Source organism: Moraxella sp. CTOTU47724, assembly GCF_032014955.1.
GTDB lineage: Bacteria > Pseudomonadota > Gammaproteobacteria > Pseudomonadales > Moraxellaceae > Faucicola > Faucicola tetraodonis.
The window spans coordinates 1-13,705 of the sequence record NZ_DALZSV010000057.1; the positions used below are offsets into that span (position 1 = coordinate 1).

General features: G+C 35.7%; 11 protein-coding genes and 2 pseudogenes. 1 reads left to right on the plus strand and 12 read right to left on the minus strand.

Translation table 11 applies throughout. The features are described 5' to 3' along the window. From RTR63_RS09875 to RTR63_RS09930, 12 genes and pseudogenes are all read right to left on the minus strand, one after another. Window positions 1-2,279: S1 family peptidase (locus tag RTR63_RS09875; RefSeq protein WP_312524017.1), on the minus strand; the 2,279-nt coding region annotated here is incomplete at its 3' end. Between the two features lie 10 nt (window positions 2,280-2,289). Further along, on the minus strand, window positions 2,290-3,447 hold the full coding sequence (gene avs1a, locus RTR63_RS09880; RefSeq protein WP_312524018.1) for an AVAST type 1 anti-phage system MBL fold metallo-hydrolase Avs1a: 1,158 nt from the start codon (window positions 3,445-3,447) through the stop codon (window positions 2,290-2,292). A 49-nt stretch (window positions 3,448-3,496) separates the two neighbouring features. Next, the gene (locus RTR63_RS09885) at window positions 3,497-5,599 is read right to left on the minus strand and encodes a hypothetical protein (protein ID WP_312524019.1); all 2,103 of its coding nucleotides are present in this window, start codon (window positions 5,597-5,599) and stop codon (window positions 3,497-3,499) included. Next, window positions 5,589-6,782 (minus strand): AAA family ATPase, encoded by a 1,194-nt coding sequence (locus RTR63_RS09890; RefSeq protein WP_312524020.1) that lies wholly within the window; start codon window positions 6,780-6,782, stop codon window positions 5,589-5,591. Before RTR63_RS09890 ends, RTR63_RS09885 begins: the two co-directional genes overlap by 11 nt. 322 nt (window positions 6,783-7,104) lie before the next feature. Next, window positions 7,105-8,553 (minus strand): annotated as a pseudogene (locus RTR63_RS09895) (DUF389 domain-containing protein); the annotation flags it as partial. A gap of 148 nt (window positions 8,554-8,701) precedes the next feature. Then, window positions 8,702-9,664, minus strand: a complete 963-nt coding sequence (locus tag RTR63_RS09900) for a mechanosensitive ion channel family protein (protein WP_312524022.1) — start codon at window positions 9,662-9,664, stop codon at window positions 8,702-8,704. Between the two features lie 10 nt (window positions 9,665-9,674). Continuing rightward, entirely contained in the window at window positions 9,675-10,928 is a 1,254-nt protein-coding gene (locus RTR63_RS09905) for a cation:proton antiporter (RefSeq protein ID WP_312524024.1), read from the minus strand. Window positions 10,929-11,316: 388 nt separating this feature from the next. After that, window positions 11,317-11,481 (minus strand): annotated as a pseudogene (locus RTR63_RS09910) (helix-turn-helix domain-containing protein); the annotation flags it as partial. A 12-nt stretch (window positions 11,482-11,493) separates the two neighbouring features. After that, window positions 11,494-11,658 carry a hypothetical protein gene (locus RTR63_RS09915; protein ID WP_257619762.1) on the minus strand — a complete coding sequence of 55 codons (165 nt, stop codon included), beginning with the start codon at window positions 11,656-11,658 and terminating at the stop codon, window positions 11,494-11,496. 3 nt (window positions 11,659-11,661) lie between these two features. Next, window positions 11,662-11,796 (minus strand): hypothetical protein, encoded by a 135-nt coding sequence (locus tag RTR63_RS09920; RefSeq protein ID WP_257619763.1) that lies wholly within the window; start codon window positions 11,794-11,796, stop codon window positions 11,662-11,664. 89 nt (window positions 11,797-11,885) lie between these two features. Beyond that, on the minus strand, window positions 11,886-12,011 hold the full coding sequence (locus tag RTR63_RS09925; RefSeq protein WP_256713876.1) for a hypothetical protein: 126 nt from the start codon (window positions 12,009-12,011) through the stop codon (window positions 11,886-11,888). 99 nt (window positions 12,012-12,110) lie between these two features. Continuing rightward, window positions 12,111-12,941 (minus strand): cation efflux transmembrane domain-containing protein, encoded by an 831-nt coding sequence (locus RTR63_RS09930; RefSeq protein ID WP_128681863.1) that lies wholly within the window; start codon window positions 12,939-12,941, stop codon window positions 12,111-12,113. A gap of 81 nt (window positions 12,942-13,022) precedes the next feature. On the opposite strand from RTR63_RS09930, the gene RTR63_RS11865 reads away from it, so the two are divergent. Beyond that, window positions 13,023-13,133, plus strand: coding sequence for a transposase-like zinc-binding domain-containing protein (locus tag RTR63_RS11865; RefSeq protein WP_472796588.1), 111 nt, complete (start codon window positions 13,023-13,025; stop codon window positions 13,131-13,133). Window positions 13,134-13,705: the final 572 nt, after the last annotated feature.

Genomic DNA, 13,705 nt, shown 5'->3' on the forward strand with positions numbered 1-13,705 from the left:
TCTAAAATTTGCTCTAAAGACTTAAAAAATACTTCAAATTTCCGTTCTCTGTTATCATGAAATATGTTAGCTAGTCCAACTTGTGATTTTAAGAGAATCTGGTGAATATAGATAATTTCACTAATTTCTATACCCTTTCCTGCTGACATAATATACTTGTAATGTTCAAGGGTCTTATCGAAAATTTTGTCAAAAATAATTTCAGCTTCTTCTAAAGAACCGTTTTTGAACATCATATTAGCTATCTCGAGAGCTTCACCAATATGAATTATTAAGGTGTCATATCGAACAATATGATTAAAAATCTCTTGTACTCTCCCCAAGTTTATAAATGCTTTGGCTGTAAGTACTATGTCATTTAAGAAAAGGTTGTTATATCTATATTGAATACGATTTTTCAGCAACAGCAGCCTTACAACTTCTGGACTATCGGCTTTACTATCGTTGATAGTAAATGCAGTCGATAACGCACTTTGAATATCAGATAAAATTAAATGTGGATTAACACCTAATTTTGCACACTTTTCAGCCCATTCTTGATTACAATACTGTATACCTAAGCTTTTATGCTTATTTGACCGCAAAAGAAAATACACTAAATTTTCAGTTGCATAATTAGAGTTAAGGTTACTAACTACATACTCAGATAGTTGGTTGTATATCGAATCATCAATCTCCAGCGTCTTATTTTCAATAAACAAGGTGAATGATTGATGATAGATACTGATATTACCATTTTCAATATATAGAAGATGTAGAATTTTTGGTCTCAGGGATTGAAATAGCAATTGTTGCTCTTGGTTCAATAAATTGGATAAGATATCTTCTCCAATCTCATCTCGTAGTCTCGCAACAATTCCCAATATATAAATCAATTGAGGGTCTTCTGAAATTTTCCGCCATATATTCTCATAATAGGTTTCAATACTACCAGAAAATACTGGAAAATCTATCAGCGAAATATCATTAGTTTCTTGAATATAATCAACTATATATCTTAAATATAGAGGATGACCTTCAGAAATTTTATTTATTTTTTCTACTAATTGGTTATTGAATAAATCGATAGGAAGATGGTTTTGGCAATACTCAAAAACCTCATCAAATGAAAAACCACTTATTATAATAGTATCTTTTTTTGATAATAACTTGTTTATATGGTTTTGTACCAATTCATAACTAGTTGATGAAAAAATAATTTTTATATTGTTAGGTAACTTAGTTGGTAAAACCGCTAAAAATTGGTCAAGTGCAAATGGATTGACATCAAATAATTCATTGATACCATCAATTATTATTGTACTTACTATATTTTTACCATTACAAAATTTTGAGAGTAAACTAAATAAAGCATTCACATCGTTAGCAACTTCAACTGAATTCTTGTGTTGTGATAAAGAAGGCATTGGGAACCCTACAATATTACTAACATTAATAGCTAACCATTCGTATAATTGTTCAGGATTTGCCAGTAAAAGAGTACTCTTATTAGAATTATAATTTGATAAACTGTAAGTTCCTATATGTCTTAATCTTTCATTTATAGCACAAAAAGTTTCACAAAAAGTTGACTTTCCAATTCCAGGAACACCTTCTACTAAGAAATATTGTTCATCTTCTTTGAGTATTCTTGCTTCAAACTCTTCTTGAAAGTTTGTACGGTTAATAATTTTATCTGTGGCGTCAGTTTCATTCTCGTTGAAATCTAAGTTAATATACTCAGAAATAATTTCTTGAATGGAAAATAGACTAATGGCTCCAATATTTTGGGCATTATCCATTTGAGTTTTAATAATACCTATTATTTGGTTATCAACCATTACTGGAGAGCCTGAAAAACCTGAAAAATCCGAAAGCCTACACTCAGGGTCAATTGATAATTCTATATCACCATATATGTTATGTGACTTATTCTGGTTAATAAGTGAAATTTTACCGTTCAAAAAATGAGGCGTATCTTTGGCATTTGGAAATCCATATCCCGTCCAATCGCTTTTTCTTCTTGGGAGAGCAATACTAAGAGGAATGAAATTTGTAGTGGTCTTCTCTCCTGTCAATTTTAAAATAGCAATATCATTATTCGTATTTTCATATAGTACTTCGACTGACCATTTCTGCTCTGAATTCAAAGTTAATACATTTATCTCAGCACCAATATCAAAGTGATTAGTTAAACAATGTCTAGTGGTAATGACTGTATTGTCATTGATTAGAAAACAACTTCCAAACTCGTCTCCACAACTAACTTTGAGCACTATAGTTGGTAAAATATTATCCACAAGTTAATCCTTATATTTTTATCCAACCATTAGAGGCATTTATAACTTCAAAATTAAATTCTTTCTCAAACTTTTTTAAAGTCTCAATTTTCTTATTGTTCTCACTAAAATAAATTTTTCTCTTGAAGCTAGCATTCCTTTTCACTATCTCTAGTAGAACAGGCATATCAGGATGCCCATGTTTCCTGCCTATCGTGGAAATAAAAAAAATAGGGGCATCAATTAATTCTAATAATCTTACACTTGTATTACTACGGCTTCCATGATGGGAAATCTTAATAGCATCAAATACTATCTTTTCTTGAGCCCCATAAATGTCGATCAAAGATTGTTCAACATCCTCTGCCCAGGCATCTCCCAAAAATAAAATACGCTTTCCTTCTGATTGTAAAACAAAGCTAATCGACGAACGATTTGTAATAGAGGTGTCTGGAATATAAGCTTTTTCAAGATTTTGAGTTGCAGTAATTAGTTCACTTTTAACAATACTTTTTTCTCTTGATAGCAGAAACTCAAATCCATCATCAAATACTGATTCACTTATATTTCCTATGAAACCTCTGTTACGTAGTTCCTTTTCCCAATGGCGTTTTAAGAGGTTTAAAATTTCCTGATTTGGTGTCAATAGTTGAAAACTTATATCAGCATTTAGAGAAAAGCAAGGTAATATTTCCTTACAAATAGGTTGGTAGCCCTCACCAAAATTCCAATGATAGCTATTTTGCACTAAAAGTTTAGCTAAAGCACTGCCTTGTTTAGCACTAATATTTTCATCTTGATCTGGCGTAGAATAACCCAACAAGTTTAAACGATTTATAATGTTTTTATTCTTTGGAGCCAAACTGTCTATATTTGATTCATAATTTGTGATAGCTCTTATGCTATTGTGCCAAATATTTTCAATTTCAATAATACTTGGATTTGAATGACTTCCGTTAGTTTCAACTAATTTGATAATACCTTTAATATGATCCTCATCAATATGAGAAACTACAACGAGTCCTAGCTTGCCATTTCTAGAAGCTATTTCATCTAATTCTGGTTTCACGAATTTTCTGAAAGTATCACTAAATCCCCCATCAATTAAAACATGGCTATTTGGTTCATTTCCTGCTTTTATCAAGAAACTGTCACCATCTTTTGCTGAAAACATTTTTATCTGAATCATAATGCCCTTTAGATTTTTTTAACTCTTATAGTTAATATTATGGTCGCTTTTAATAAGCTTCAGTATTAGAATAAATTTGACGATATTTCATTACACTTTCTAAAATTTCATCAACAGTTTGTGTTAATTCCGAACCCATACGTAGATATTCTTGATTACGATCATCCTTTAAAAAGCTTAGAGTAGCGTAATAATAGGGTTTCAAGATATCTTTCAAGTCAAATTGGTCAAAAAGATTATACGCCATCTCGTATTGTTCTTTTACCAACAACATATGAATGAAATCATCAAAAAACACCTCTTTTAACAAACTTACTTCCGATTCATTAATACCAAGAAATTCTTCATCGAATAAGTTTTGTTCCGCAGTTTCTTGTAATACTTTAGCGACTGATTCGAAACGTTCATCCCAAATGCACAGTGTCCAATAAATGGATATTAGAGGTAGAATATTGGGAGAGATATCATCTGGCATTTGCAAAAGACTGACTTCTATCATTTTTAAAGCGACTTGCTTATAACCTACCAAGTTTTTTTTATAAATTGCCGTATAGAGATGGAGAATTTCAAATAATCCTGCATTTGACTGAGTTAAAACTCGAGATAGTATTTTTGAAGGGTCAAAAAGTTTTGACTGTATTTGATACAGCACATGATAATATTCAAGGTAATCTTTTAAAGATATTTCGTGAACATGAGCTTCAATAAAATTCGCGATGATTTTGTCTTCTACACTCCCAACAAATTTTAAAAAATCTTTCTTAATTTGTGGTTGATGACTGTCAAGCGAAATAGATGGGCGATTAAGACGATTATCATACTCGATCTTCATAGCCGCACGAATATCTGGATCAATTTTCTCAGAAGCTAGAAATGCGTTTACCAATAAATCCTGAACTGTATTATCTTTATCTAACAGTTTTAATAATGCTTCTACCAACTTAATTGATAACTCTTTCTCGTTATACCAGATTTCTAAAAACTTGGTTAACCATAACACCCGCCGCTTATCTTGTTTTGCCCCATACCGCATTAAGTACCAGATATTAAAAAAACGCTCTTGCACTCGGTATAAATTATTACGAGTATTAGTGGGAACTTTTTCAATAACCCAACGTTTCTGCAACTCAACGAGCTGGGCAGAAACTGTTTTGCTTGGCAATCGCGTCTGCTGAGCAATCTCTTTAGCACTCATTGCATCCCAATTCATGGCAATATGATGCACAATAACCTGCTGTTGCTTTGACAAGTCATCCATTCGATGCTTATAGAGCGGCGTGGTTTTATCGATGGTTTCTTCAAGGTAGGCAAAACTGCTGTCTTTGCCCCCTTCCATAATAATTTGAAACAATAGTACGAGTGTTCTTGGAACACCATCAGCTAAACGACGTATGGCTTCAAGCCGTTCAGGGTGTTCTTGAATAATTGTCTGAATTCTATCAACCGCTGAATCACCATATTGTTTGGCCAAAGTAATAAAAAGTTGATGCATTTCTGATTCAGAAATCGCTTTTAGACTTATTAACTTAAAAAATTGATAAAAAGGTGCTGTGCCATCAAAGTGTGCGTCTAAAATTATGGATGAGCCACCCACTAATCGTACTTCAGGATGTAAGCTTAGTATCTCTCGTAACTGGGCATTTTCGGTTGCATCAAATGAGGCAAAGAGTTCCGCTAAATTATCAATGAGTAGCAATAGCTTATGTCGGTGTTGCTGTAAGTTCTTTCTAATGAGGGGCCAAGCTTGACCTTCTTGACCTACTTCAAGGTGTTGTAGCTGGTTATACAGATCTCCATACCGCTGATTATCTGTTTGACTCAGTTTTTCAGCTACTTTAAGCCAAAAGGTAAATAACGAGAAAACGCCATATTCCTCTTCATTAAATAAGATAGGAATCAGCCATTGATTTAGTTTGCTATCATCATTCACAGCATAATATAGTCTAGTTAAGAGTGTGGTCTTCCCTGCTCCTCTAATGCCTTGAATTAAATAGTGGGTTGCAGGATGATCCATGGTATGGGTTTTAATATCCTGCCATATTTTTTCATATTCTTTGGTACGAAGCGTAAACTGGGCTTTTAACTGTTCTTCACCGATATTCTGGGTGTTATACAGCAAAATAGAAGCGTTGGGTTGAATATTAGTTTCCATAGCGTTGCCACCATCGTTTTAATAGCGGTGAGGTAAAGCGATAGCGAGAGCTGTTTTCAATAAACTCCTGAAATAAATACCCTTCTGTTTGCAAGGCATTTATGACATAGTTAAAACTGACACTATCTCTAAAGTCTGCATGTTGGCTTAGATTAAATGCTTCAGCATGGCTAAGGGTTTGCTCTTGCTGACTAACCAATTGTAGTAGTTTCAATGCAAATTGCTTTTCTAGCGGCTCTAATCGATTTAAGCGTTCCCGCCAATGCGAGAATTTGGTAGTATTTTCCTGGGCAAATAGACGATTAATACTGTCTAAAACTTGCTGACTATCTATTTGATTGAAGTCTACGTCATCATCAATCATTTGATCGCAGACTAGGCTTAGGTAGTACGGCATATTCCAACCTATCTGCTCAATCATAAGTTGTTTGATTGAGGTTGACAGTTGCACTGATATCCGCTGGTTTTTTAGATAAAAATCAATAAAGTTGTAAGTTTCTTCATTGGTTAGTGGGGAAATACCCACTTCAGTCAGCATATTGATAAGATTACTCAGGCTTAACTTTTTAGCCAAGGTATCAAGTCCAATTGAGCCAGTAAAAATGAATTGAACATGGCGGCTAAACTCTATGTCTTGGCATAGCTCACGAATACTAGCTAGAAATGCCTTTGCTGCCCCTACCCCTGCTTGCTCATAGATAGTCAGCAGGACGTCTGGGAATTCATCAATGGCTAAAATGATTTTGATATCATTATCTTTTAAGGCTTCTAATAAGACTTGACGGACAGTTTTTTGAGTAAGTGGTACAGGTTGTTTTTTAATATCAGTGGCAATTTTTACACCCACAAATTCAAATGAGAAATTAATCGCCAATTTACCCATACTCTCTCTAAATTGCTTATTAAATATTCTGTCTTGGTTAATAAACTCAGATTGATTAATATCTAACAGCAGCTTCTCATAAAATTTTTGCTCGCTATCACAAGCCTGGACATAGCTATATATGACAGTATAGCCAGTTCTAGGCTGATCCTTTAGAAATTGGATCATAGAGGATTTGCCGACTCGACGAGGGGCTAATAGCAATAAATGATTACCACTTTTAATTTTACGCCAAATTTTATTTTCATCTTTTGGTCTAGGAAAATAGTTCTCTTGATAGACAATATTGCCCGTCGTCATGCTTTTCTCTCTTAACTATAATTTTATAGTTATATTATTTAACTATGAATTCATAGTCAATAACTTTAACTATAATTTTATAGTTAAGGTTTATTTAAAGTTATTGAGAAAATAATTTATGGATATATGTTGAATGAATAAAATATAATTGAAAGGTTTTAATTGAAATAAATAATACTAGTTATTATTGAAAGCCAAATGCGATAAAACCGTTGACTTAATGAGTGTTTTTTATTTTCAACAATAACAAGAGATATTATTGATGACTCACACTATAAACACTATTGCTTACCCTTTTGGCAATAAATAACATAATTGAGTCTTACTTGTTACTCTCTTTAATCTGACTAATTGATGCCTCATCAAGTTTAACATCATCTTTAGTGATTGGCGTTGTTTCAATCACTTGTTCTGGTACGAATCGTACTTGCAGTTTAGCTTGTGGGCGACTTGGAAAGCGAGCCTTAGATAATGCAATAATTTTTTGTTCCATTGATTGGATATCACTATGTTTCGGTGCTGTTAAACCTTGTAATAATACGCGAATAAGGTAAGGTTTAGACGTATCAGTAGGCGATTTTTTAGGGGTTTTATCTGCCACATCATAGCTAATGCTAACTACATAATTTGGCTGATTTGCAATGGATTGTTTAACAATTTTATTGACGGCTGCTTCATAACTTTGTTGTTTAAGTTTTTGCTGAAAATTCAGGGTTAAATAAATACTAATCCCGATTAAAAGTACCAAGGATACGGCATTGCGACGTATAAATAGCAAGCTTTGCTGCCATTTAGAATCCTTAACTTTTTCATCTTCTGCCGCATCGGTATCAAGCCTTCGAAACCCTGCAACCCAGAGCACAAGTGCATTGGTAAACTGAATCGCTAAGATATTGGTTAGCGTCAAAATCAATGCTCCTAATGCCAAATCGTATTTACCATTTGCTAACAATATGCCGCTAGCGGTCAGCGGTGGAACCAAAGCGGTTGCCACTGCTACTCCTACTACGGCAACAGATAAATTGCGAGAAATCGTGGCATACGCACCGGCAGTTCCGCCTGCGAGTGCTACCATTACATCCATAGTATTGGGGGCGGTACGGGCGATGATTTCTTGGCTTTGTGACTGTTCTGGGTAAAGCCAACCCAATATCATACCAATCACATATATCAGCACACCGCCTGAAAATAACGTCAGTAAGGATTTTTTGAGTAAGGCAAAACGCGCATCAATAATAGCCAATGCAATACCGCTGATAGGTCCAATGAGCATCGCCACTAGCATTGCACCAATCACAACGGCAGGGGAGTTGGCCAATAAACCAAAACCAGCAATGATTGCCGCCAGTCCATTTAACAAATAAAATGCCCGTGTGGGTAATGCCCCCGATTCGATATTGATACGCACTTGACGATAATCAATGGTTTGTTCGCTATTTTTTTTAGCAAGATACTGTTTAAAGGCTTCGTACTGAGCTTCTTGCTGTTCTTCTAACTGCTTTTGTACAGTTTGATGAATATTCTTGTCGATCATCTCAAAGGTTAACGTTTTATTTGGTTCATTTGAGGCGTCAATATTATGAGTTTGATGCTTAGCATTTAAATGAGGTTCTGTGGTCGATTTCCTGTCAGTTTTATCGCCATCTTCCTCTTCATTGGCATTACTACTAAGCTGCTCATTTACCGCTTGGGCAACAGCTTCGATAGTTTTCTCATCAAATCCTTGATCGGTTAAATTTTCAATATCCTCTTGCGTCAGTGCAAGGGCGTCGGTCACTTCTACTGATGCCTTGTCGGGGACAACTGAGGTTTTATACAAGCTAAAAGATTGATCAACTAGTTTAGGATTATCTTTTATTTTGGTAAACGTTAATGTGCTTAAATCCATCATAATAATTTTACTTGATTAAAGGACAAGGTTAGTTTTTTATATCTGAACTATTTTCTATTTTTACCAATAATGGATGGTTGGTATCCAATGTAGTAACCGGAAAAGGAATGGAAATATTCGCTTCTTCCAATGCCTCCTTAACCAAAATAATAACTTCATTGATAGAAGCTACTCGATTAGTCTGTGTACCATCATCGATAAACCAACGCACCCTTAAAACCACACTGCTATCTGCTAACGCTGTAGCAATTACAGACGGTTCTGCCAGTTTCGATACCGTTGGCGCTGCCTTTAACACACTTAAAATCACTTGTTGAGCATCAATGATGTTGTTTTCATACCCGATGCCTACATCGAATTCTAGACGGCGTTGTGAATAGGCAGTATTGACGGTCATAGTACTGGTATAAAGTTGAGAATTAGGAATTACGACTTTTCTGCCGTCATAGGTGCGGATTGTGGTTGCACGTATTTGAATATCTTCGACCGTGCCTTCAAAATTTCCCGAAATAATTTGGTCGCCAATACGAAATGGCTCTGATAATAATAACAATATGCCTGATAATAGATTTTGGAAGATGTCTTTAAAAGCAAAACCAATCGCAACCGACCCTATCCCTAATGCACCAATGAGTTTACCCGGTGTGAAGCTTGGTACAGCGATAATCATGGCGACCATAAAGCCTAAAAATAAAATAAGTGCACTACCCACCCGCCTAAAGACTGTAACTAAATTTTGATGGTGTTTACGACTCCCTAGTATTCTAGTGACCGCTTTTTTAAAAAAAATCGACAACACCCAAAATATTACAAACACAAGTGAAGCAACTATCAAATATGGAATGCGGCTTATCATCTGCTGCAATAGATGATTCGCTGATGTCATAATGGTTTGGTATTCATTCACTTTGTCGCCTAGCATATCCGCTTGGCTCACCATACTGACATAGGTAGGCAAATAATCAATAAAAGATAGGATTAATTCAAACATATTGATACCTTTATAGCACCTTTAGCTGACTGGCTGTCACACTTTTTGCCACTCGGCCAATCGTCAAACCTTGAATTAAAATGGAAAATACCACAATCGCATAAGTCAACGTTAATAACAAATCCCGCTCGGCACCGGCAGGCAATTGTAATACTAATGCCACTGAAATACCGCCTCGCAGTCCACCCCAAGTCAATACTTTCCAAGCACCTTTGGGCAAACCTAAATATTTTTGTAGATTAAACGTTACACCGCCAACAACCATCAAACGAGCGAGTAAACCAATAGCTACCGCTAATATCGCCGCTATTAGCAAATTGCTATTCAAACTCACCATCACAATTTCAAGACCAATCAATACAAACAAAATGGCATTTAAAATCTCATCAACGAGTTCCCAAAACAAATCCACATAGTGACGAGTATTATCGCTCATGGCATAGCTTCGCCCTTGATTGCCGACCATTAAACCCACGACAACCATCGCAAGTGGTGCTGATAAATGCCAGTGACTGGCCAACGCATAACCGCCTAACACCCCAGCCAAGGTTAATAACACTTCTTCTTGATACGAATCAATGCTTTTTAACAAATAATACAGCACGGCACCTAGTAACAAGCCAAATGAAATACCGCCGCCTGCTTCAATTAACAATAAATGCCCAATATGCCCTGCTGTTGGTATCTCGCCGCTTGTCAGTACGCCAAGTAGCAACATAAAAATCACCACCCCAACCCCATCATTAAATAATGACTCGCCCGAAATTACGGTGTTAAGGTTTTTAGGGGCATTAGCATTGGCTAAAATCCCCATAACAGCAATCGGGTCGGTTGGTGAAATGAGCGCCCCAAACAATAAACACCAGATAAAACCAAGGTTAAATCCTAGCCATTGTAAGGCGACATACGTCAATCCTGCGACAATAAAAGTTGATACCACCGTACCTACCACAGCAAGCAAGGCTATAGGCAGCTTATAGCGTCGTAAATCTTGCAAGTTGATATGCAATGCACCAGCAAATAACAACATGGAGAGCATCCCATCCATGAGTATTTCAGTGAAATCAAGCTGACCGACCAGCATTTTTTCATAATCAATCAGTGTATCAAACCCTAAGGCATTGAGAACAATCGCAATAAGTGACAGCAGCAGTGAGATGACCATCACACCGATGGTAGTCGGTAGACCGATAAAGCGATGATTGATATAAGCAAGTAAGGCAGTCAAGGTCAAGAAAATAGCAGCAATGTCAAAAGCATTCATGCGTCTGATCTCAAAATAAAATTTGTATCAGTGTAGCGAAAACTAATGCATAATTCAGCTAAAATCGCAATAAGGGTGTTGATGTGAATTACTTAGGGTTCAATCTTAGACAAGCATCGGCTCTTTGTCTTTAACCTGGGGTCAGCACAGAAAACGGAAAAAATAGGTATTTAACGACTTTTATCGAGTATTTTTAAGTATCCTTTAATTGTCTAAAAAACCAGGGTTTTTTAGACAATTTTATTTAGGCGAAAAAACAGGGGCAAATCGCCCCTATTTTTATCAATTAACTTGTCTACAAATCAGCATCCAATAAATATATAGATAGGCCCTATTAGAAAATTTTAATTAAAATCAACGAAGGGTAGTTACTAAAAGGCTTCAAGTACTACGCCAAATGAGCAATCTCATCAATTAACTCAGGCTTTTTGCCTAATAATTTAAGTAAAACTTGAGCTGAACCGCTGGGTTTACGTTGTCCTTGCTCCCAAGATTTTAACGTATTGACCGAAATGCCTAGGATTTTGGCAAATTGACTTTGCGATAAACCCGCTTTATGACGGACTTAAGCCGTATCTGATATGTCTGTCGTACGTGCAAAGATACCTGCTTTGATTTGGTTCAATGCTTCAATCAGATTGTCTCGCTCTGCGACTAAATCAGGTTCATCATCAATAATCGCTTGAACAGCTGCTTCAATATCGAAGTCTTTAGGAAAATTTGTTTTCATCGGTTATCTTTTTAGCTTTTGAAGCTCACTTGGCGATATATTTTCTTGTTCATTTTTTGCGTAGAAGTAAGACATCACAATCAGCCCATCTTCTAATACATTAAAGTAAATGAGACGAACGCCGGTATTTTCAATCATAAAAAGACCAAACAAATTTCCTTAGCGTGCTATTTTCTCCAAATTCTGTGCTGACCCCATGTAGGTTTGAATTTTATTAGTGTCCTAAATTAGTTGACCACCACCAGATTCTTATCAAAGACTTCATCATCTATTATTCGCCAAACGGCAACTTGCTGATGGTCTTTGGTGGTGACTAGATTTAAAGTTTGTTCAATCATTGCTTGAGGTCTCATATCCTTATGATGTTTATTTGCTTCAAACCCAGTTACTTTACACTTAGCGGTTTAATTAAGCTACTTACTTGAGCTATTTGCTTCAGTTATTAGGCTTGGCTACTTACTCAACTTCAATATTCTAAAGGCGCCCTGAATAACTAAAGCAAATACGATGCTACCAATAATCAAATCAGGCGTACTAGAGTGTAACCAATTAACCAAAATCCCTGCAACAATTACCCCTAAATTGATAATCACATCGTTTGAAGTGAAAATCGTACTGGCTTGCATATGGGCTTCTTCTTTGCTTTTCGATTTTTGTAGTAAATAGAGGCAAATCGAGTTTGCAATTAGCGCAAGAATCGATATGACTATCATGGTAGAAAAGTCAGGTAACTGCTCATTGCCAAAGAAACGTCTTAGTACTTCTAAAAAACCAAGAATCGCCAGCGTAATTTGAAAATATCCGGCAACTCTAGCAATCCGTTTTTTCTTAATGACCGTTCCACCGACCGCAAATAAGCTAATTCCATACACGAAGCTATCTGCTAACATATCTAAGCTGTCGGCGACCAACCCCATCGAACGAGAAATCAGTCCCGTGCTCATTTCAATAATAAAGAAAGCAAAGTTAATGACCAGCACTATCCATAGTAGCTTTCTTTGCTCAGCATCTTTTTTGTGACTAGAGTCAGCATCAACTTTAAAATTATTGTTGGGATCAGAGGGGTCAATGGTTTCGGTCGAGAGTAAGGTGTCTCCTAATTTTAGGTCATGAATAGCAGTCTCTATCCCTTCTATATTGTCATGATGAAACACAGTTAATTGACGGTTAGGAATGTCGAACTCAAGATGTTCAATATTCGAGTGGCCCTCTAATTTCATTCGGATTAGGTTTTCCTCCGAAGGGCAGTCCATCTTCGATATTTTAAAAGTTGTTTTATTCATAGCTACATTTATATCCGGGTGGTGGTTCAAAAAGTAGGCTGGAAAAAACAGGCTGAGAAATTGATAAATAGTGAAATGCAAATGACACTATACATCAAATGCCCAGCCTGTCTAAGTGACAGTATAAAGAAAAATGGTTTCAAAAGCTATGGTAAGCGAAACTATAAATACAAAGACTGCAAAAGGCATTGAAGGTAATAATTGCACTATCAGACATCGAGTAAGGCGAGCATTTAGGCGAAGTTGTAACTTTCCTAAAAAGCTGGAAAATCACTTTAAAGCCTTTGATTTAGCTTTCTTTGGGGTCAGCACAGAAAACGGACCATATAGGGTGGTAAGTACATTTGTTTAGTATTTAAATTACTGTGATAGGTAAAACTCATCATTGGAACAACTGATCTCTGCTGTCAAGAACGGAGAAAAACACTTGGTAGATTATGTCAGGCAGCCTGACGGTAAAAGGGGTCAGCACGGAATTCGGTTCATATTGTACGCTAGGTACATTTATTGAATTTTATGTGTTTGTTGTTTAATAAATTTATGAAAATACTCTTAATTAAATTGCATATTATTCATCTCTATTAAAAAGGCAAAGGGTAAAAAATAAGTCTTTGATTTTAATAAACTTATTAATAAACAAAATTCCTTAGCGTACTATTTTCTCCGAATTCTGTGCTGACCCCTTCTATAATTATTTATATGCAACATATTAAGGTACTCCCCAATGTCTAGACCAAATAATCATAAAATTAAGATAGAATTGG